Genomic DNA, 20731 nt, shown 5'->3' on the forward strand with positions numbered 1-20731 from the left:
CCCCCCCCCCCCCCCCCCCCCCCCCCCCCCCCCCCCCCCCCCCCCCCCCCCCCCCCCCCCCCCCCCCCCCCCCCCCCCCCCCCCCCCCCCCCCCCCCCCCCCCCCCCCCCCCCCCCCCCCCCCCCGAAATTTATCCCGTTACCCCTTCCAGCGCTTGTACAGCATGCAGCAGTTCGTCCCGCCGAAGCCGAACGAATTGCACAGCACGTATTCGGCCTGGTACTTCTCCGAGCCGCCCGCCATGTAGTTCAGGTCGCACTCGGGGTCGGGCGTGTCGCGGTTGATGGTGCCGGGAATGACGCCGGTGTGCAGCGCCATGACGCTGAACACGCCCTCCATCCCGCCCGCGGCGCCCAGCAGGTGCCCGGTCATGGACTTGTTGGCCGTGATGCGGATGTTTTTGGCGTGGTCGCCGAACACCTTCTTGATGGCCTTGGTTTCGCACAGGTCGTTGAGGTACGTCGAGGTGGCGTGGGCGTTGATGTGGTCCACGTCCTCCGGGCGGATGCCCGCCTCGTCGATGGCGGCCCGCATGGCCTGCGCCATGCCCAGGCCGTCCTCGTGCGGGGCGGTCATGTGATAGGCGTCGCCCGAGGCGCCGTAGCCCACCACTTCCGCGTAGATGGTGGCGCCGCGCGCCTGGGCCGATTCCAGCGATTCCAGCATCAAAAAGCCCGAGCCTTCGCCGATGACGAAGCCGTCGCGTTCCTTGTCGAACGGGCGCGAAGCCTTGGCGGGGTCATCGTTGTTGGCGGTGGACAGCGCCTTCAGCGCGGTGAAGCCGGAAACGCCCATGGGCGTGATGGTGGCTTCCACCCCGCCGGTGATCACCGCGTCGCAGCGGCCCATGGCGATGTCGGTGTAGGCATAGCCGATGGCGTGCTGGCCCGACGCGCAGGCGCTGGTGGTCACCAGGTTGGGACCCTTGGCCCCGGTGAAGATGGAGACCTGGCCCGGCGCCATGTTGGAGATCAGCATGGGGATCATGAACGGCGAGACGCGGTTGGGCCCCGACTCGACGAGCTTGGTGTGGAAGACCTCGATGGTCTCCAGCCCGCCAAGCCCCACGCCAAGCAGCACGCCCACGCGGTGGGCGTTGGCGTCGTCGATGACGAGGCCGGAATGCTCGACGAGCATCTTGCCGGTGGCCACCGCGAACTGGACGAAGCGGTCCATGCGCTTGGCCTGCTTGGCCGGGATGTACTTCTCTGGGGCGAAGCCCTTGACCTCGCCCGCGATGCGCGAGGTGTACTCCGAAGCGTCGAAGTGGGTGATGGGCCCGATGCCGGACTTCCCGGCCACGAGATTCTCCCAGCTTGTCGCAAGGTCGTTACCAAGGGGGGTGATGGCCGCAAGGCCGGTCACGACGACACGCTTTCCGGTCATTAAGATTTCCTCTTGGCGGTAATGGGGCCGAACCCGCGCGAACGGGATGGATGTGGAACGATGGCGAGTGGTTGCGCGCTGTCCGTGTGGTTTCGGCCGTGCGGAAGAAAAGCGCGAGAGCGTCTTATGACCTCGTCATAAGACGCCCGCATGCGATCTTCGTTGCGTGAAGGGCAAGCCCTACTGCTTGCTCTTGATGTAGGCGATGGCGTCCTGGACCTTGAGGATCTTCTGGGCATCGTCGTCGTCGATTTCGATGCCGAATTCCTCTTCCATGGCCATTATCAGTTCGGTCAGGTCGAGCGAGTCGGCGCCAAGGTCTTCCACGAAGGAGGCTTCGGGCTTCACTTCCTCGGCGGACACGCCAAGCTGATCCATGATGATCTTGCTGATCTTTTCTTCAACGGACATGGTCCCTCCAATGCTGTTTTCTCGTTTCGGTGCCGGTCGGTGCTGCGTACGGGACGGGCTGCTAGCAGTACATGCCGCCGTTGACGGCGATGACCTGCCCGGTGATGTAGCCCGCCTTATCGGAAGCCAGAAAGGCCACGGCATCGGCGATGTCCTGGGGCGAGCCCAGGCGCCGGAGCGGGATGGCTTCGATATATGCCGCGCGAATCTCGTCGGTGAGCTTCGCGGTCATGTCGGTTTCGATGAAGCCGGGGGCCACGGCGTTGACCGTGACGTTGCGCCCGGCAAGTTCCTTGGCGGCGGACTTGGTCATGCCGATCAGCCCCGCCTTGGCGGCGGAATAGTTGATCTGCCCGGCATTGCCCATCTGGCCCACCACCGAGGTGATGTTGACGATGCGGCCCCTGCGCTGTCTGGTCATCAGCTTGGCCGCCTCGCGCAGACAGGTGAACGCCCCGGAAAGGTTGACGTCCAGCACGCGGTCGAAGTCCTCGTCCTTCATGCGCAGGATCAGCCCGTCCTTGGTGATGCCCGCGTTGTTCACGAGCACGTCCAGGGCGACCTTTTCCCTGATTTCTTCCTGGAAGAACGCGGCCACGGCGGCGGCGTCGGAAACGTCCAGCCGGAAGGCGCGCGCCGAACCGCCCGCGGCGTTGATGCCCGCGGCCACGGCTTCGGCCTCCTCGGGCTTGCTCACGTAGGTGAGGTAGACCTGAAAGCCCTCGCGGGCCAGGGTTTCCGCCACGGCCTTGCCGATGCCCCGGGAGCCCCCGGTGACCAGCGCGGTGGAAGTGAGTTCGCTCATTCGGCCTTTCTCATGTTGCGGGTTGCAAAGGGCACCGCCTTATACCCCAAAGACAGTGCGACTTCAATTGGCCCGTTCCGGGGTATCGCGGGGGAAGATTATGGTATTTTCTTCCGGTGTCCGGCGATTCGTTGGCAAACGGATTTTTTTTCGCTGGCAAGGAAAACGAGTCTGCCATGAGGGAGTATGCCTCAGCCGTTAGGCGAGCTTGCGAGCCTTACGGATGAGGACCGCAGCGCGCTCTTATCGTATTCGACCGAGCCTTAGCCGTTAGGTGAGCAAAGCGAACCTTACGGATAAGGACAGCAAAGCCATGGCAGGCGAAGTTTGGCCGCTCTGCGCTCGATGCCCGTAAGGCTCGCGGACTCGCCTAACGGGCACGCTACGCGCCCTTCGGGTCGGTCCGCCAGCGGCAAAAAGGCGACGTGCGCCTAGAAATGCAACAGGGCGGCCCCCCACGTAAACCCGCCCCCAAAGGTGGCCAGCAGCACGCGCATGCCGGGGCGCAGCACGCCCTTGGCCCGCGCGTCGGCGATGGCCAGCGGCACGGACGCCGCCGAGGTGTTGCCGAACTCGTGCAGGTTCACGAACATCCGTTCGGCGGGCACGCCTAGGCGGTCGCCCACGGCCTCGATGATGCGCAGGTTGGCCTGGTGCGGAATGACCAGGGCCACGTCGTCGATGGTCAGGCCGTTGCGGGCGAGCACGTCCTGGCTGATGGCGGCCATGTTGCGCACGGCGTGCTTGAACACGTCGCGGCCGTTCATCTGCACGAAGAAGTCGTCGCCCACCGGGTCGCCCTTGGCGTAGGGGGTGTGGGTGCCGCCACCGATGGTCAGCAGGCCGCCCAGGTTGCCGTCGGACGCGCAGTGCACGTCTTCCAGCAGGGCGCCCGCGCCTTCGGTCCCGGCGGTGATCACCGATGCGCCCGCCCCGTCGCCGAACAGCACGCAGGTGGAGCGGTCGGCCCAGTTCAGGCGGCGGGTCAGCGCCTCGGTGGCGGTCAGCAGCACGCGCGCCTCGGGCTGGGCGGCCACGATGGCGCGGGCCATGGACAGGCCGTACACGTAGCCCGAGCAGGCGGCGTTGAAATCGAAGGCCATGGCGCCCACGATGCCCAGCTTGGCCTCGATGAGGCAGGCCGTGTTGGGGCACAGGTAGTCGGGCGTGCAGGTGGCGTTGATGACGTGGGTGATCTCGCCCGGCTCCATGTCCGCGTCGGCCAGGGCCAGGCGGGCGGCTTCCGTCGCCGCGTCGGAGGCGTTCTGCCCCTCGGCCAGGCGGTGGCGCTGCTTGATGCCGGTACGGGTGGTGATCCACTCGTCGGTGGTTTCCACGATCTTTTCAAGGTCGAAGTTGGTCAGCACGTCCACGGGAGTGTACGCACCGAACCCCCTGACCCGGCAGGCAATATCGCGCGATGCTGTCATGTGGCTCGTTCCGGTGGGCGCGCGGGGCGCGCCGCGTGTGGCAGGGTGGGGACGCTACTTGATGGCCTTGCCGTAGCGGGTGAGCTCCTCGTTGGCGCTGATGGCCTTGACGAGGCGTTCATTGGTCTTCTTCTCCACGAAGGTGGCGGCCAGCTTGACGGCGCTGCGCACGGCCTTGGCGTTGGACTTGCCGTGGCAGACGAAGGCGATGCCCTGCAAGCCGAGCAGGGGCGCGCCGCCGTATTCGGCGTAGTCCACGAACTGGGCGAAGCGGCGAAAGGCGGATTTGGCGAGCAGGGTGCCGATCTTGGGCAGAAGGCCCGAGAGCAGTTCGCGCTTCAGCACGCGGCCCAGCGACATGCTGAGCCCTTCGCTGAGCTTCAGCGCCACGTTGCCGACGAAGCCGTCGCAGACCACCACGTCCACGTCGCCGCTGAAAATGTCGCGGCCTTCCACGTTGCCCACGAAGTTGATGCCGTTCTGGGCCAGCTTGAACAGTTCGTAGGCTTCCTTGACCTGGGTGTTGCCCTTGCCCTCTTCCTCGCCGATGCTCAAGAGGCCGATACGCGGCGAATCGCACTCCAGAAGGTCGCGCGCGAAGGCGTCGGCCATGAGGCCGAACTGGAACAGGTGGTGGGGCTTGCAGTCCACGTTGGCCCCCACGTCCAGCAGGACGATGGGGTTCTTCTCGGTGGGCATGATGGAGGCGAGCGCGGGACGGTCCACGCCGGGAACGCGGCCCATGATGAACATGCCGCAGGCCACGGTGGCGCCGGAATGCCCGGCGCTGACGATGCCGTGGGCCTGGCCGTCGCGCACCAGGCGGCAGGCCACCTGGATGGAGGCGTCCTTGCGGCGGCGCAGGATGTCCGAAGGCTTTTCGTCCATGCCGGCCACTTCGCTGGCGTGGACAATGTCGTAGGCGACGCCGTCAAGAGGGAGTCTGGCGAGTTCCGCCCGCACCTTCGCCTGGTCGCCGACCAGCAAAAGGGCGACCCCCTTGTCGCGCGCCGCCTCTATCGCGCCGGGGACCACCACGGAGGGGCCGAAATCCCCCCCCATGGCATCCACGGCGATGACTGTGGCGTTATTCATTAGGCTGGGCAACCACCTGACGGCCCTTGTAGGTGCCGCAGCTCGGGCAGGCGCGGTGCGGAACGGTGGGCTCGCCGCAGGCGCAGTACACGATGGTGGGCACGGCCACGCGGTCGTGCGAACGACGCATGCCCTTCTTGGACTTGGACTTCTTGTTCTGCTGAACGGCCATGACGTTCCTCTCCTGGATGTCCCGCCGCGCGCGGCGGGGGTTGTGCTACTTCTTTCCGATGGTAAGGCCGCGCAGGGCGGCAAGCCTGGGGTCGCCCTCTTCCTGCGTGCAGGCGCAGGAAGCGGTGTTCAGGTTGCTTCCGCACGACGGGCACAGGCCCTTGCAGGTGGCGGAGCACAGCGGCTTCGCCGGAAGGGCCAGCAGAAATTCTTCCCACAACAGGCCGGACAGGCTCACCTCGACGCCCTGCCCGGAAGGGGAAATGCGGATCACGGCCTCGTCCACGTCCTCGATTTCGCCGTCGGCTTCAGGCTCGGAAGCCCCCGCCTTGCCGTGCCCGCGCGCGACCTCCTGAGCTGGCTGCGCGGGGCGCTGGGGCTGGGCCGGGGCGGGAAACGGCTCGAAGCTGTCGAAGGAATGGTCGATGGCCAGTTCCGCAGGCTCGGCGCAGCGGTCGCAGGGCGCGCTGATGCGCCCCGTGAGCCTGCCGCGCACGAGGCAGCCGTCGTCCTGCGGCAGCAGGAACACCGAGCCGCGCAACGGCTCGACGATGTTGAACGGCAGTGAAAATTCGGCGATGGGGCCCTGCCAGACGGACTGGTCGTCAACCTCGTACTCGCCGCCGCCCGCCGGAATGTCCTTGAGCGGAATCCAAATCTGGTGCATGGCTACCTCGCGAGCAGCGATTACTACATGCGAACCCTTCGGGCTGTCAAGAAAGGGGTTGCGTTTTTCGGGGCGGCGGTATAAGACTCCCATCTCTCGCGGCGGCAAACATCCAGAATGCGTCCGGAACGTGCCCGGCACATCGGTCGACGCCCGCCCCGCGCAGCGCCCCGGCGGCGGAACGCCATCGGCGGCGCACCAGAACGACCACGCGAACTTTGCACATATACGGAGGAAAGTCATGTCCAAGCAGTGCGATGTGTGCGGCAAGAAGGCCCAGGTCGGCCACCATGTGAGCCACTCGAACATCAAGACCAAGCGCCGCTTCGAGCCGAACCTGCAGAGCGTCCGCCACCAGTGCCCCAACGGCGAAGTGAAGACCCTCAGCGTCTGCACCCGCTGCCTGCGCTCCGGCGCGGTGGTGAAGCCCGCCGTCCGCAAGGTCGCCTAAGGCTTTCCGACCCCCAGCGTTCAAAAGCCCCGGTGGTTTCCGCCGGGGCTTTTTGCCGTTGTTTCTCCGGGCGCGGAGCCCGGCACGGTCCCATTCCCCGCATTTTTCCGGCGGGATACGTCTTGCCGCCGGGTCCTTCCGTGACTATTCTTACCAGAATGGGCGCGCGCGGACATCCGCGGCCGGGGGGCGCAACGCCTTGCGGGCATGCCGCCCCGCGTCGTCCCCACGTCCCTGTTTTTCCGCGCTGTCCTGCCCGCACCGGGCCCGCCCGGCCCGCATCCCGGCCATCGCCACGGGCGGGCGCACCGTCCCACCGCAACCATCCCGGAGCCCTCATGCCCCGTCTTGGTCTTGTCCTGCTGCTGGTCCCCTTTCTGGAATTCTACGTGCTGGTGGAGGTGGGCGCGCGCATCGGGGCGTTCAACGCCGTGCTGCTGGTGATCCTGTTCGCCATGGCCGGGGTGTGGCTGGCCCGCACCCAGGGCATGGGCACGCTGGCGCGCATTCAGCAAAGCCTGGCCCAGGGCGTGCTGCCCGCCGACGAAATGCTGGACGGGCTGTTCCTGCTGCTGGCGGGCATCCTGATGGTGTTCCCCGGCTTCGTGTCCGACGTGTTCGGGATTCTCCTGCTGCTGCCCCCGGTGCGCAGGCTGGCCGCGCATCTGCTGCGGCGGCACATGAACACCACCATGCAGGCCGAAGGCCGCGCGGGCGGATCGTCGGTGCACGTGCGCACCTGGTATTTCGGCCCCGGCGGGGCGCGGCACACCGAAACGTTCGGCGGCGCGGGCGGGATGTTCGGACCGGGGCACGGCGGCGGACAAGGCGCGGATGGTATTGACGGTCCCGAGGGGGCCGACGGCACGCGCGGCGACGGCCCCCGCCCCTACGGCCCGGATGATCGCGGCCCCGGTTTCGGCGGCGGCCACGGTGCCGGGCAGGAACCCCGCCGCACCGTGGTCATCGACTGCGAGCCGGTGGAGCCGTCCTCTCCGGCTGGCGGCTCCGGCCAGTCCGGTGACACGTCCGGTGACACCTCCGGCTCCACGTCCGGCAACGCACCGGACGGTACCTCGGGCAGTCCGGGCGCGCGCTAGCGCATCCCCGGCCCGCCATTTCCGCGCATCCCATGGCTCCCCCCAACGGATCAGACCGCTTCCGCCGCCCACGGGCGGTGCGCTCCGGCGGCGCTTCCGCCCTGGCCGGGCGCTCCGCCGTGGCCTCCGGGCTTGCGGCGCGGCCGGAACATGTGGCGGCGGCCCTGCGCCGCAGGCCCGTGCTGCCGCCGTACTGGCGCGACCTGACCGTGCCCGTTCCCCCCGCCCAGAACGCGGCGCTGCCCGCGCCGCTGCCGCAGCTTCCGCCATGTGTCATGCACTGTCTGCCGCGCTGGCGGCTGGTGCTGGAGGCGCGCAACATCCCGTTCATGGCCGTGCGCCGGGGCGACCGGCAGCATCTTTTCGTGCCCGCGCTGTACGAACGTCTGGCCCGGCAGGAACTGCTGGCCGCCGAGGGCGAGGACGCCGCCGCCCGCGCCCGGCCGCCCGCGCCGCCCCCCGCCCCCCTGCGCGCCAACGCGCACCTGACCCTGCTGGGCCTGCTGCTGCTGGCCCTGTGGCACGGGGTGCGCATGGGCTGGTGGTGGGATATGAACCTGCCCCTGCCGGATCTGGACCCCGACGTCTGGCGCGACGCCGGGGCCATGGACGTCTATTACACGGTGGCGCGCGGGCAGTGGTACCGCGTGGTCACGGCCCTGACCCTGCACGCCGACAGCCCGCACCTGTTCGGCAACATCCTGTTCGGCAGCTTCTTCCTGATCCCCCTGTGCCGCCGCGTGGGCAGCGGGCCGGGCTGGCTGCTGACCATCCTGGCGGGGGCGGGCGGCAACGTGCTGAACGCGCTGGCGCGGCCCGCCTCGCACGTCAGCCTGGGCTTTTCCACGGCGCTGTTCGGCGCGGTGGGCGTGCTGTCCGGGCTGCTGGCCGTGGAAGGCGGCTGGAGCGGGTGGCGGCGCATGGTGGTGCCGCTGGCGGCAGGTCTGGCCATCCTCGGCATGCTGGGCAGCGAAGGGGAGCGCACCGACCTTGGCGCGCACCTGTTCGGCCTGGTGGCGGGCATCGTGGTGGGCATGGCGGCGCAGGGGCTGCGCGAACGCTTCGGCCCGCCGCCACGCTGGCTGGAATGGCTGGCGGGCGCGGCCTGCGCGGCGCTGCTGGGGGGCAGCTGGATGCTGGCCCTGCGGTAACATGCCCGCCCTGTCTGCACCCGTTGACGGGGGGCAGGCCGAGGGGGCGCTTTCCCGCCGGAACAGGATGTTCCCGCAATGCGAAACGGCCGTGGAGTCGCCTCCACGGCCGTCGTGTTTTCTTGCCGTGCGGATTCCGGCTACTGGGCCTGCGCCGTTGCCGGAGCGGGCTCGGCCGGGCTGTCCGTGGCGCCCACGCCGGGCGGCGGCGGGGGAGGGGTGGGTACCGGCACGGGCTGCGGCGCGGCCGGGGCGTTGTCCTGCGGCTGCGGGCCGGGCAAGGGCACGGCCGGGGCTTCCGGGATTTGGGGAGCGGGGGCGGCAGGCTGCGCGTCCGGCTGCGTGGGCTGGGGCACGGCGGGCGTGGCCGGTGCCGTGCCGTTTCCGGCATCGCCGGGCGCGGGCTGCGGCAGGGCCGGGGCATCGGGAGCCTGCTCGCCGGAAACGGCCGGGGCGGAATCTTCGCCGGTGGGCGCGGGCGGCGTCGCGTCGGCAGGCTGTTCCGGCTGGACCGGCTGGACGGGCTGCTCCAACTGTTCCGGCTGGACGGGACCGGAGCGTTCCGCCAGCACGAATTCGCGGTCCACGATCCACTGGCGGTGCACCTCGCGCAGGTCGGCGGGCTTGTCGGCCCATTCCGCGAAGCGGTCGGCGCGCATGGCCACCACCACCTGCGGGAACAGGGTCATGGCGGCGCGCAGCGATTCCTCGTCCGAAAGCTCCTCGATGTTGGAGCCCGCGTAGTAGGTGTAGGTGCCGGAGTACACCTTGTAGCTCACCGGGTGGTAGCCCTTGCGGATGTAGTCGCCCATGAGTTCGGCCTGGGCGCGGGGGCTCATGACCGGATCCAGCGAGGGGGCGGTGAACAGGGCGGCGGGCACGACGAGCGCCGTGACGAAGGCCGCCAGGGTCAGTAGCCCGCCTTCGGGGCGGCTGCGGTCCACGGCCTTCCACAGCAGCACGGCGAAGACCAGGGTGATGCCTGCAAGAATGGGCGCGCCGCGCGCCATGTCCAGCAGGGCCAGCACCTGGGGCTGCAAGTGCGCGCGCGCCATGTCGGGCGCCCACTGCCACAGCGAGGCGGCGCCAAGGCCCAGCGCCAGCATCAGCAGCAGGAAGGCCGTCAGGCCGAAGTACATGCGGCTGCCGAACGCGTTCAGGCGCAGCAGGGCGCGGGCGGTGACCACGGCCAGCAGCGGGAACAGCGGCAGCAGGTAGATGACGATCTTGATGCTGACCACGGTCAGCAGGGCGAACGAGCTGGCCAGCGCCAGCCAGATGTAGGCCATGCCGTCGCCCTGGCCCTTGCGGGTGGCCAGCATGGCGCGCATGGAGGCTGGGGTGAAGGCCCGGCCCCACGGCAGGAACAGCAGCATGGGGGTGAACGGCAGCCACGCGGCGGGCAGGGTGGCCAGATAGTGCCACCACGGCTGCTCGTGATGCCAGGCGGCGGTGGCGCGGTCCACGATCTGGTGGCGCAGGATGTTGCGGATGAGGTCCGCGTAGCCCTCGAACCATACCGCGCCCACCCAGGCCAGCAGGGTGGCCAGCATGATGCCGCCGCCGATGGCCACGTCCATGCGGTTCAGGCGGCGGGGCATGCCGCGCCACAGGGCGTAGGCCAGGCCCGCCAGCAGCGGGAAGGCCACGCCGAACGGCCCCTTGATCAGGGTGGCCACGGCGGCCAGGGCGAAGGCCGGGAATATCCAGCGGCAGGCCACGGGCAGGCGCAGCCCCCGGTACATGCACACGTGGGCCAGGGTGATGGCGGCGGCGAACAGCAGGTCCATGCGGGCGTAATGGGTCACGCCCAGGAAGTAGAAGCCGCACAGCAGCACCAGGCCCGCCGCGAACGATTCGCGCTTGTCGCACCCGGCCACCAGGCGGGCCAGGGCATAGGTGGCCCACAGCAGCAGCAGGCCGGAAACGGCGGCCCCCAGCTGGAAGACCATGGGGCCGTCCACGCCGGGGATGGCGTCCAGCAGGCCGAGGAACCAGAAATACACCGGCGGCTTGTCCGGATAGGGGGTGCCGTTCAGGTGCGGCACCAGCCACTGCCCGGTGGCCAGCATGGTTTCGTAGACGTTGCCGTGGCGGATTTCGTCCGAGAACCACAGGGACCGCGCATCCAGGGTGAAGGCCGTCTGCGCCGCGTAGATGAGCGTGAGCGGCAGCAGCGGGAAGAAGGCCAGCAGGTCGTACAGGCGGGCCAGGATGCCCTTGGGCCTGGGCGGGGGACAGGAACCGGCGGGTTTGCCGCCGGGGGAGCCCGTACCGCCCGGGGCAGCGCCGGGCGGGGTTTGCGCCTTGTCCTGCGGCGTGTCGTGCGGGGCGGCGGCCTTGGTTTCGGGGGCGGCGGTTTCGGTCATGGAGTGGTCCTGTGGGTGATGCGGTGGATGACGAAGGCGGCAAGGCTGCCCAGCAGGAGCCCCGCCAGTACGTCGCTGGCATGGTGCTGCCCCAGCAGCACCCGCGAATAGCCCACGGCGGCCACGAAACAGCCGAGGGCAAGGGAAGCGGCCGTGCGCTTCCAGCGCATGGCCAGCGGCGCGCAGGCGCCTGCGATTTCCGTGGTGTGGCCCGAGGGCAGCGAATTGTGCGGCCCGTCGAACGAAAACGGCACCCACGGACCCGCCACGCCGGGCCGGGTGCGCCCGGCGGCGATCTTGATCACCCGCACGAGCAGGAACGAAATCAGCAGCTGCACCACCACGTAGGCGATGACGAAACGCACGGTGCGCGGGTCGTGGCGGCGGCGGGCGCGCCACATGAGCGCCGCGTAGACCGCGTACATGGCCGGGTTGCCCCAGTCGGTCAGCACCCGTACGACAAGGGTGGCGTCCGGGTGAAGGTGCCGCCACGCGCGCCAGTGGGCGGTGACCTCGTCCCCGGTGCCCAGGCACAGGGCGGAGGCCGCAAGCAGCGCCAGCAGCGGCAGTGCGCACAGCAGGTGGTGCGAAAGGGGATACGGCTGGCGCATTGCCGCCTTATAGGGTGAATCCGCCGTGAAGGGAAGGGCGCGGGCGCGCCGCGCCCAGGGCCGCCGCCGATCCTGCCCCCGATTCCCGCCGGTCCTCGCCAGCCCTGTCCCAGTCCCCGCCGGTCCCGGCCCCGCCCCCTTCGCCGTACCGTGCCGCGCGGCCGGGATGCCTTGACGCGCCTTTTCCGCTAGACTACTTGATACGGCTTTTCCGCAACTCGGACGGTATGCGACGGAGGATGCAATGTTGTCGAGAATGGTGGCTGGCGTCACCGCGCGCTGGAGCGCGCCGGGCGGGTACCGCGAGGTGCTCGGCGTCAGCCTGCCGCTGGTGGCGGGCATGGCCTCCACCACGGTCATGGAGTTCACCGACCGGCTGTTCCTGAGCCACTATTCGGTGGAAGCCATCGCGGCGGCCACGCCCGCGGCGGTGGTGCATCTGCTGTTTCTGCTCACCTGCATGGGCATCACCGGCTACGCCGGGGTGTTCATAGCGCAGTACATCGGCTCGGGCGCGCCGCACCGGGTGGGCGTGGCCCTGTGGCAGGGGCTGCTGATGGCCTTCTTCTTCGGGGCGTGCCTTGCCCTGCTGTGGTTCGCCGCCCCGGCCATTTTCGCCTTTGCCGGGCACCTGCCCGCCGTGCAGGCGGGAGAGGTGGCCTACTTCCGCATGCTGGCGCTGGGCTCGGTGCTGGCGCTGGGCAACAGCTGCCTGGGCGGCTTCTTTTCCGGGCAGGGGCGCACCCGGCCGGTGATGCTGGCCAACTTTGCGGCCATGGCCGTGCATATCCCGCTGGACTACGCCCTGATCTACGGCGAGTGGGGCCTGCCGGAGATGGGCATCGAGGGCGCCGGGCTGTCCATGATCCTCAGCTGGGCCGTCACCTCGTTGCTGCTGGGGGGCATGGTGTTCACCCGGCGCAACGAGCGGTGCTTCCGGGTGTGGAGCGGACGCGGCTTCGAACGGGCGCTGTTCCTGCGCATGGCGCGCTACGGGCTGCCCAGCGGCATCAACGGCTTCGCCGAGCTGTTCTCGGTGACGTGGTTCGTGTTCCTGGTGGGCGAACTGGGCGAAACGGCGCTGGCGGCCACCAACATCACCTTTTCCATCAACATGGTGGCCTTTTTGCCCATGATGGGCATGAACATCGCCGTGGGCAGCATGGTGGGGCAGGCCATGGGCCGGGGCAGCCCGGCCGGGGCCGAGCGGGTGACGGCCAGCACCCTGCACGTGGCCATGGCCTGGATGCTGGGACTTTCGCTGTTCTTCTTCCTCACGCCGGGGCCGCTGTACGACCTGTTCCTGAGCGGGGGCGCGCAGGACCCCGCCGTGCTGGCCCAGAAGGCGGAAATCCGCGCCATGGGCGTGGTGCTGCTGCGCTTCGTGGCAGTGTACTGCCTGCTGGACGCGGTGACCATCGTGTACACCGGCGCGCTGAAGGGCGCGGGCGACACCTGGTTCGTCATGTGGAACATGCTGCTGGGCTGTCTGGTCTGGCTGGTGCTGCCCACGCTGGCCCTGCGCGCCTCGGGCCTGATGACCCTGAACACGCTGTGGGCGGCGTTCACCGCGTTCATCCTGCTGCTGGCCGTGGTGTCGTGGCTGCGTTTCCGGCGCGGCGCGTGGAAGCGGCTGCGGCTGGTGGAGACGGCGCACCGGCTGCCCGACGCCTGAGACGGCGTCCCGGCTCCCGGCCCCCGGCCGTCAGCCCCGGTCCAGTCTGGCCTCCACCGAGGCCACCTTTCCGGCCATGCGGCCGGAGGGACCCTTGCGCAGGTCCACCTTCAGGGTCATGTACACCCGGTCGCAGTCCTCTTCCAGCGCGGCCAGGCAGCGGTCGGCCACCTGCATGACCTCGGCCCGTCCGCCTTCGATGGTGGTGCCCATGGGACCCAGCTGGTACGGCAGGCCGCTTTCCCTGATGACCCCCAGCACGCGGGCCACCCACTGGCTGACGCTGTCCCCCTTGTCCATGGGAAAGACGGCGATTTCGGCGAGAACGCTCATGATGCCTCCGTGCGGCTGTCTGTTGGCCAGCCGCTACGCGGCCCGTTCACCGGCCGCGCTGGTCATCACCTCGTCGATGCGCCGGATCTTGTCCAGCACCCGCCGGGATATCTGCCGGAATTCCGTCAGCTGCGGCAGCCCGAACCGGTCGCGGCCGTGCACCAGCCCGGAGACGTCCATGATCTCGTTGTACAGGTACGGCGTGCAGATGGAGTCCTGGCGCAGGAAGAAATGCACCCGGCCCAGCATTTCGACGATCTCCGCGCCGTGGCGTTCCGGCTTGCGGAACAGCGTTTCCAGCTTCTTCTGCGCGTTGCGCAGCGAGGTGCGCCAGTGCGGCAGGCGCGGCGCGAACAGCGGCTGTTCGCACGGGGTCATGGCCGCGTCCAGGCGCTGGCGGAACCCGGCCAGGACACCGCCGGAACCGTCGCCGCCGTCTGCCCGGACGGAGTCCGCCGGGGGCGGCAGTTCGCGGTCCAGGTCTTCGGGCGCGATGTCCCGCGCGCCCCGGATCAGCGCGCCGCCGCCGTACAGGTTCACCACGTCCAGGTCCAGGGTGCGGATGTCCTGTTCCATGTCGCGCAGGGCGGTGGCGTAGGGCAGGGTGGAGCGCACCGGGCCGTCGCGGCCGGGCAGTTCCAGCGTGCCCACGGTGATGGCGGCGGCGTGGTGCCCGGCGGCGTGCGAGGTCTCGCCCCGCCAGCCGAAGTCCTGCCCGGCCAGCACCATGCGGCCCGCCCCCATCCAGTGCAGCAGGCGCAGCAGGGCCACGCTGACGTTGCCCGCGGCGTCCAGCACCAGATCGTCCTTGCCCGCGATGAAGGTGGCCATGCCGCCCACGGTCCACAGGGGCAGGGTGGGGCCGGGGTAGCGGCGCACCACCTCGGGCTGGACCTTGGTGGAATAGACCAGCGGCACGCGGCGCGCCCATTCCGGGTCCAGCCGGTCGTACACGCGCAGGATGCCGTCGCTGTAGTCGATGCACAGGGCCAGGTCCGGCCGGATGCCCACGGCCTGCATGGCGGGCAGGGTCTGGAGGGCCGCCGTGACCAGCGCACGGTCCGCCAGCCCGGCCACGGCCGGGGCCGAGGCGGCCAGCGAGGGACCCGCGCCCGCGATGACGGCGGGCAGGCCGCCCAGCGCGCCGCGCAGCGACTTCATGTCGCCGTCGGCCAGGGCGCGCCGGAAGTTGGAAAGTTCGTTGCCCACCATCACGTCCTGCGCGCGGCGCAGGGTGGAAAGCTCCACCGAAAGGGCGTCCAGCTGTTCGCGGCAGACGCGGGTCCAGTGGGCGCAGGCCGGGCCGATCTGCTGGCTGGCCAGGTCCGCCTGCAACAGGATGCGCCCGAAGAGAAAATGCTTGTCGCAGCCGCGCACGGCGGCCACCAGCGCCTCGAAGCGGGGCTCCACGAAGGTCAGGCGGCCGGACTGGATGAACGGGCGGTAGTCCGTCAGCCCCAGGCACAGGGTGAGCATGGCCGGGTCGGGCTCCAGCACCAGCAGCCGGTGGCGCGGCGGCGTCTTTTCCAGCATGTGGTTGATGCCGTAGCCCAGGTTGGCTCCCACGATGATGGTGGCCGAACGCTCCGCCTGTTCCGTGGGGGGCCACGACCGGTAGGCGAAGTGGGGCGGGAAGGCGTCAAACAACCGACGACCGTCCTCCAACTCGACGTCCAGCATGTTCCAGCGGTTCAGGCGCAGGCGCGAGGCCAGCGTTTCAGGCGCGGGAGCATTGGCGGCAAGCCAGGCGGCCACCTGGGGCTGCGCGGCGGCCAGTGCCTTGGTGTTTTCGGCGAGGAATTGGGTGTGGTTCATGGTGCCGCGCATGCATGATGCATGCCGCGCGGATATGACGCCCGGCGCCATCGTCGATGGGGGCGATGGGCGGGTGCCGTTGCGGTCGGCTGGCCTACGGCGTGACGGTGCCGGGCTCCGTGGCGGCCGGATCGGCGGGCGACGCCGGATCGGCGGGCGACGCCGGGGCCGTGGGCAGCGGAGGCACCGTGATGGGCGCGTCCAGGGTTTCCGGGGCCACCCGCAGGGGGGCCTTGTAGGTGGACGGGACATCCGCCGGGGCGTCCGGCGGAGCGTCGAGCCGAATGGGGCCGTCCAGGGTTTCCGGCGCGGTGCGGCGTACCGGTTTGTACGGCACCGCGCCGCTGTCCGGGGAATCGGCCGGGGCCACCGCCGGTTCCATGGGCATATCGTCGGCCGGGGCCGGTGCGGCGGACTCCACTTGCGGGGCCGGTTCCGCCGCTTCCGGAGTGGCGGGTATCACCGGAGCGGCCACCGGGGGCGCGGCCACCGGTTCCGGCAGGGCCGGAACTTCCGGAGCGGTGACTGGTCCGCGCACTTCCCCGGCTGTGTCGTCTGGCACACCGTGGGGTACATCGGGGGGCACATCGGGCACCACGCCGGGGAACACGTCGGGCACCACGCCGGGGGCGGCCTGCGCGGGGGCCACCGGTTCGAGCGGGGCCGGTTCGCTGGCGGGGGGCAAGGGTACCTGCTCCGTGGGCGTCATGTCCACGGACGGCGTGACGCCCGTCGCTTCCGGTACGGCGGAGGCCGGAACATGCGTTTCCGGCGTGGCGGGGGCAGGCTCGCCGGGCAGTTCGGCCGGATGTTCACCCGCACCTGCCGTCCCGGTGGGCACGCCATCAATGGCGGCGTCCTGCGTCGTGGCGGGCGCGGGGGTGACCTCGGCCCCGGCGGGCGGCGCGATGTGGATGGTCAGTTCCGGCACGGGCGCGGGGGCCGGGGGCGGAGTCACCGGCTTTACCGGCGCCGGGGGCGGGGCCGCGGGCATGGGGGTGGCGTCCCGCGCGGGCGCGAACGGACCCTTGGGCTGTTCCGCCGCCGTTGCCGCGCCGATGGCCTTGGCGTCGCGCCCCACCAGGATGGCGCGGGTTTCCCACGGGCCAAGGTGCAGCACCATGCGGCCGCCTTCCAGCGGCACCGGCGCGCCTTCCTCCAGATCCACGGCGGGGTTGCCCGAGCCGAACAGTTCCAGCAGCTTCGGCGTGGCGGCCATGTCCAGGCGTTCGGTCACGGCCTCGCGCCCGAAGTTGGTGACGGCCACCATCATGCCGCGCCCGCCGGGCAGTTCCACGGCCAGGGCCACGCTGCCGCGCCCCTGCGTGCGCAGGCGGGCGGCCACGCGCCCGGCCGCGATGCCGGTGCGTTCGCGCATGGCGGTGATGGCGTGCACCCCGTTGAGGAACGAATTCGGGTCGTGCAACTGCTCGTCGGGCGAAGGGTAGGCCACCGGGGCGCGGGGCATGCCCTGTCTGGTCAGTACGGTAGTGCGGGCGGTGCGGTACAGGGCGTACGCGCCGCGTGGGGCCAGCGCCGGGTCCCAGCGCTCCTCGGAATCGGACATGCTGTGCCAGTCCAGCGGCAGCGCGCCGGCCAGATCCTGCCCGTGCAGCACCAGCAGGCCCGGCTGCATGGCCTTGAAGAAGACCAGGGCCAGGTGCCCCCTGCGGATTTCGTCGCGGGCGTCGACCCTGGCCGCCTCGGTATGGCCGAAGCCCGCGCCAAGGGCCGCGAGTCCCGCGCCGGTGACGGGCAGCACGTCGCCCGCGCCGCCCAGCGGCATGGTGGACGCCCACAGGGCCGCGCGCGTCCGCATGGCCGAGCGCATGTCGTCCGCAAGGGTTGCCGCGCCCGCCGCCGCGCCGGGCGGCAGCATGCCGGGAGCCAGTTGCGGCAGGGCGTAGTCCACGCCGTCCGGGCCGGGGGTGGCGTGCACCAGGCGGCGCATGTCGACGCCAAGGCGCAGGGCGTCGTCCAGCAGGGCGCGCAGGGGGCGCGCGTCGCCGGTGAGCAGGGCGTGTTCCGCCGTGGGGCTGGTGACGGTATCCTCGGCCACGTCGGCCGATTCGTGCAGGGTGCGGGCCAGCAGTGGCAGGGGCAGCCGGTCGCGCTGCCAGGCCCACCCGCCGTAGCGGCGCGCCTCGCGTCCCAGTGACAGGGCGGCGGTGGGCGCGGGCTCCAGGGCCGGGGCGTGGCCGGGGTCGCCGTGGGCGGCGCGGGGCAGCGGGTCGAGCCCGGCCAGCGGCTCCACCCGGAAGCCGGTCAGGGCCACGCCGCGCAGGCCGATCTGCTGGATGATGCTGGAGGACAGGATGCGCCGGGCCGCGGCCGAGGGGTCGTCCCAGTGCAGCACGGGCATGTCGAACCGCCCGGCATGGCGGTAAACCCAGCGGCGCAGGGTGCCGTCGGCCCCGCGCACCTCGCCGGTGATTGCCCAGCCGCCGGGCCGCGCCCACGACAGCATGTCGCGCGAGAGCGCGGCGGGCAGCAGCCCCTTTTCGGCCAGCAGATCGTGCTGGGCGCGGGTGAGCGGGCGGGCCTGCCATTCCGATTCGCTGGCGGGCATGTACGGCCACAGGTCGCGCGGAATCTCCACCAGGCAGTACGCGCCGGGGTAGTCGCGCACGTTGCGCGCGGCCAGGAAGAAGTCCGGCCCCATGCCGGTGGCGGCGGGGATGATGTCGGTGCCCAGCAGCAGGCGGCTGTTGTCGGCCAGGCGGCGCAGGCGGATGTATTCGTCGTCCGTGCCCGCCGCCTCGGAAAAGCCGTGCTGGATGGTGTCGTCGCCGGTCAGGGTGGCGCTGCGGTCGTAGGCCCAGATGGCCCCGGCCCCGCCCGAGGGGGTGACGTACAGCCCGCGCGCGCCCGCGCGGCGCAGCGCTTCCTGCGCGCGGGGCTGGGACAGGATGGTGAAGGCCGAGGGGGTGCCGTCGGCGATGAGCGCCATGGGGTGCACCAGCACCCAGGTATCGGCGGCGCGCAGCAGGTTGTCCGGGTCGGGCGGCAGGGTGGGGGAGCGCCAGCCCAACTGGCTGCCGGAAACCACGCGGGAAAGTTCCGAACCCGCGCCCAGCAGCGACTGTTTTTCCAGCCATTGCATGTAGCCGGGGTCCGCGCGGGTGATGGAGGGACCCTGCGGCAGCAACAGGGATTTCTGTCTGGACGGGGGCGCGCCGCACCCGGCCAGGAACAGGGCGAGAACCAGCGCCGCGAGCAGCATGGCCCGCCGGGCGGGCGCGGTCTGGAGCATGGTCCGGGGCGTGGCGTGAACCACGCCGGGGGAACGGTCCCGCGCGTGCGGAACGGTGTGCGGCGCACCGGATTGCGGGGGGAAGAAGGGCAGACTGCGGAGCACGGGGGCAATGGTGCGGAGCGCGGCGCGGTTCGGCATGCGAGTCTCCTTTATCCTGCCGACATTACAGGGGCCACGGGGGCCTGTCAAAGGCGGTATTGCGGCCGCGCCACGCCATTTTCGCTTTACACGCGGCGTGAAGCGGGGCAAACCGGCATCTGTGGCCATTCGGGCCACGGACCACAGGGAGGAAGTTCATGCCGTTTTTCGAAGTGGACGCGCAAAAATGCAAGCGCGACAACATCTGTATCGATGAATGCCCCATCCGCATCCTGATCGCCGACAAGGAAACGGGCGTGGCCAAGATGCGCCAGGGCGCCGAAGAAGCCTGCATCCGTTGCGGCCATTGCGTGGCCGTCTGTCCGAGCGGGGCCGTGCGCCTGGAGGGCATGCCCTTCGAGGAGTTCACCCCGGTGCGCCGCGAACTGGCCGTCACCGTCGATGCGGCGGAACAGTTCCTGCGCGGTCGCCGTTCCATCCGCACCTTCAGGGAGCAGCCGGTGGAGCACGACGTGCTGGCCCGGATCATGGACACGGTGCGCTGGGCTCCCACCGCCAGCCACCGCCAGCCGGTGCGCTGGGTGATGGTGGAAGACCCCGCCCGCACCCGCGAAATCGCCACCATGATCATCGACTGGATGCTGTACCTGCGCGAGCACGACCCGGAAACGGCCAAGCGCCACAACGTCGCCGGGCTCATCGCCGGGTGGCGCAAGGGCGTGGACCTGGTGCTGCGCGGCGCGCCGCACATCGCCGTGGCCTGCTGCGACAGCGCCGCCACCTGGCCCGCCGTGGATTCGGCCATCGCGCTCAGCTATCTGGAACTGGCCGCCCACGCCCACGGCGTGGGCGCCTGCTGGGGCGGCTACTTCACTTACGCGGCCAACGCTTACCAGCCTCTGCGCGACCTGCTGGGCCTTGGCGATGACGAGCGGGTGCACGGTGCGCAGATGCTGGGGCATGCCAGGTATCGGTACAGGCGGATTCCGTGGCGGAGGCCGCTCCCGATCACCTGGAAGTAGCCCCCGCGTGCTGCCCGCGCGGATCGCGGGCGATGGTGGCGTCAAACGCCGTTTCCGCTCTGTTGCCCGCGCGGATCGCGGGCGATGACTGCGTCAGATGTTGTTTCCGCTCGGGTCATGTACCGAAGACGTACACTCCCCTCGCGGAAACAACATCTTCCTTGCCCTCGCCGCACGCTGCGCGCGGGCAGGAGGCAGTGAAGTGATGTACGGTTGGAAGAAGGGAAGAAGAAGACCGCCCCGACCGGAAGTTCCGGCCGGGGCGGTTGTCTTTAGGAAGATAGGGGGAAGTGTCCTTTTCATCTGCCTTCAGGCATGGCCGGCAGGCGGAGCGATGTTGTCCGAGGACAAGGAAAACGGCGATGCCGCGAGGTGCGTCCCGGTATTTCGTGCAGGGGCGATACAGTTGGCCCGGCACGCAAGGAAAGCGGCCCCGGCGCGAAGGGAGTGTACGTCTTCGGTACATGACCCGAGCGCCGGGGCCGTTTGACGCAGCGGTCGCGGCCAAGGCCCGCCGTTTGTCAGCGCATGCGGGCCATGACGGCGCGCAGCGCCTCCGCCTGCTCCGCCAGCGCGGCCACGGCCCGGGCGGCCTCGCGCATGGCGTCCACGGTCTCGCCGGAGATGCGGTCCACCTCGCCGGTGGCGCGGCTGATCTCCTCGCTGGCGGCCGACTGCTGGGACGCGGCGGTGGCGATGGCCCGCACCCGGTCCGCCGTGGTCACGGCGATGGTGACGATGTGCTGCAACGTCTGCCCCGAGGCACCGGCCAGCTCGGCCGACCGGCCCACGTTGCGGGCGTCGTAGTTGCCCTTGGCCACCTCGGCCGTGAAGCGGCGCAGGGCGCCCAGCGGGCGCGACACGGTGCGCAGCAGCCCGAACAC

18 protein-coding genes are annotated in these 20731 nt (G+C 70.3%); 5 read left to right on the forward strand and 13 right to left on the reverse strand.

All coding sequences use genetic code 11. The features are described from left to right. Positions 1-138: 138 nt before the first annotated feature. The 7 genes from fabF to V6B97_RS09105 all read right to left on the reverse strand — a co-directional run bounded on the left by fabF (position 139) and on the right by V6B97_RS09105 (position 5965). Positions 139-1386, reverse strand: coding sequence for a beta-ketoacyl-ACP synthase II (gene fabF, locus V6B97_RS09075; protein WP_333506183.1), 1248 nt, complete (start codon positions 1384-1386; stop codon positions 139-141). Positions 1387-1566: 180 nt separating this feature from the next. Further along, on the reverse strand, positions 1567-1797 hold the full coding sequence (gene acpP, locus V6B97_RS09080) for an acyl carrier protein (RefSeq protein ID WP_333506184.1): 231 nt from the start codon (positions 1795-1797) through the stop codon (positions 1567-1569). A 61-nt stretch (positions 1798-1858) separates the two neighbouring features. Next, positions 1859-2602: a 3-oxoacyl-[acyl-carrier-protein] reductase gene (gene fabG / locus V6B97_RS09085; RefSeq protein WP_333506185.1), complete on the reverse strand. Its 744-nt coding sequence runs from the start codon at positions 2600-2602 to the stop codon at positions 1859-1861. A gap of 431 nt (positions 2603-3033) precedes the next feature. Further along, positions 3034-4032: a beta-ketoacyl-ACP synthase III gene (locus tag V6B97_RS09090; protein ID WP_333506186.1), complete on the reverse strand. Its 999-nt coding sequence runs from the start codon at positions 4030-4032 to the stop codon at positions 3034-3036. Positions 4033-4086: 54 nt separating this feature from the next. Beyond that, on the reverse strand, positions 4087-5127 hold the full coding sequence (plsX, locus tag V6B97_RS09095) for a phosphate acyltransferase PlsX (RefSeq protein ID WP_333506187.1): 1041 nt from the start codon (positions 5125-5127) through the stop codon (positions 4087-4089). Beyond that, positions 5120-5299 (reverse strand): 50S ribosomal protein L32, encoded by a 180-nt coding sequence (rpmF, locus tag V6B97_RS09100; protein WP_007527626.1) that lies wholly within the window; start codon positions 5297-5299, stop codon positions 5120-5122. The genes plsX and rpmF overlap by 8 nt, the downstream gene beginning before the upstream one ends. Positions 5300-5344: 45 nt before the next feature. After that, positions 5345-5965, reverse strand: coding sequence for a YceD family protein (locus tag V6B97_RS09105; RefSeq protein ID WP_333506188.1), 621 nt, complete (start codon positions 5963-5965; stop codon positions 5345-5347). Between the two features lie 241 nt (positions 5966-6206). On the opposite strand from V6B97_RS09105, the gene rpmB reads away from it, so the two are divergent. The 3 genes from rpmB to V6B97_RS09120 all read left to right on the forward strand — a co-directional run bounded on the left by rpmB (position 6207) and on the right by V6B97_RS09120 (position 8667). Beyond that, positions 6207-6416: a 50S ribosomal protein L28 gene (gene rpmB, locus V6B97_RS09110; RefSeq protein WP_333506189.1), complete on the forward strand. Its 210-nt coding sequence runs from the start codon at positions 6207-6209 to the stop codon at positions 6414-6416. 338 nt (positions 6417-6754) lie between these two features. Further along, the gene (locus tag V6B97_RS09115) at positions 6755-7516 is read left to right on the forward strand and encodes an FxsA family protein (RefSeq protein ID WP_333506190.1); all 762 of its coding nucleotides are present in this window, start codon (positions 6755-6757) and stop codon (positions 7514-7516) included. 32 nt (positions 7517-7548) lie between these two features. Then, positions 7549-8667 (forward strand): rhomboid family intramembrane serine protease, encoded by a 1119-nt coding sequence (locus V6B97_RS09120; RefSeq protein ID WP_333506191.1) that lies wholly within the window; start codon positions 7549-7551, stop codon positions 8665-8667. A 140-nt stretch (positions 8668-8807) separates the two neighbouring features. On the opposite strand, the gene V6B97_RS09125 is transcribed toward V6B97_RS09120, so the two are convergent. After that, positions 8808-11036, reverse strand: coding sequence for an ArnT family glycosyltransferase (locus tag V6B97_RS09125; RefSeq protein ID WP_333506192.1), 2229 nt, complete (start codon positions 11034-11036; stop codon positions 8808-8810). After that, positions 11033-11647 carry a phosphatase PAP2 family protein gene (locus V6B97_RS09130; protein WP_333506193.1) on the reverse strand — a complete coding sequence of 205 codons (615 nt, stop codon included), beginning with the start codon at positions 11645-11647 and terminating at the stop codon, positions 11033-11035. Before V6B97_RS09130 ends, V6B97_RS09125 begins: the two co-directional genes overlap by 4 nt. 244 nt (positions 11648-11891) lie before the next feature. Here V6B97_RS09130 and V6B97_RS09135 point away from each other — a divergent pair, with 244 nt between their 5' ends. Beyond that, positions 11892-13322, forward strand: a complete 1431-nt coding sequence (locus V6B97_RS09135) for an MATE family efflux transporter (RefSeq protein ID WP_333506194.1) — start codon at positions 11892-11894, stop codon at positions 13320-13322. 30 nt (positions 13323-13352) lie between these two features. Here V6B97_RS09135 and V6B97_RS09140 read toward each other — a convergent pair whose 3' ends face one another. From V6B97_RS09140 to V6B97_RS09150, 3 genes are all read right to left on the reverse strand, one after another. Next, complete coding sequence (locus V6B97_RS09140) at positions 13353-13655, reverse strand: MTH1187 family thiamine-binding protein (RefSeq protein WP_333506195.1); 303 nt, start codon at positions 13653-13655, stop codon at positions 13353-13355. A 33-nt stretch (positions 13656-13688) separates the two neighbouring features. Further along, positions 13689-15470, reverse strand: a complete 1782-nt coding sequence (locus V6B97_RS09145; protein WP_333506196.1) for a motility associated factor glycosyltransferase family protein — start codon at positions 15468-15470, stop codon at positions 13689-13691. 94 nt (positions 15471-15564) lie between these two features. After that, complete coding sequence (locus V6B97_RS09150; RefSeq protein ID WP_333506197.1) at positions 15565-18864, reverse strand: hypothetical protein; 3300 nt, start codon at positions 18862-18864, stop codon at positions 15565-15567. A 158-nt stretch (positions 18865-19022) separates the two neighbouring features. Here V6B97_RS09150 and V6B97_RS09155 point away from each other — a divergent pair, with 158 nt between their 5' ends. Next, a complete protein-coding gene (locus V6B97_RS09155) occupies positions 19023-19847 on the forward strand; it encodes a nitroreductase family protein (RefSeq protein ID WP_333506198.1) in 825 nt (274 codons plus the stop codon). A gap of 521 nt (positions 19848-20368) precedes the next feature. On the opposite strand, the gene V6B97_RS09160 is transcribed toward V6B97_RS09155, so the two are convergent. Continuing rightward, positions 20369-20731 (reverse strand): hypothetical protein, encoded by a 363-nt coding sequence (locus tag V6B97_RS09160; protein ID WP_333506199.1) that lies wholly within the window; start codon positions 20729-20731, stop codon positions 20369-20371.

It is taken from the genome of Nitratidesulfovibrio sp. 1201_IL3209 (assembly GCF_036763125.1).
In the GTDB taxonomy this organism is placed as follows: Bacteria; Desulfobacterota; Desulfovibrionia; order Desulfovibrionales; family Desulfovibrionaceae; genus Cupidesulfovibrio.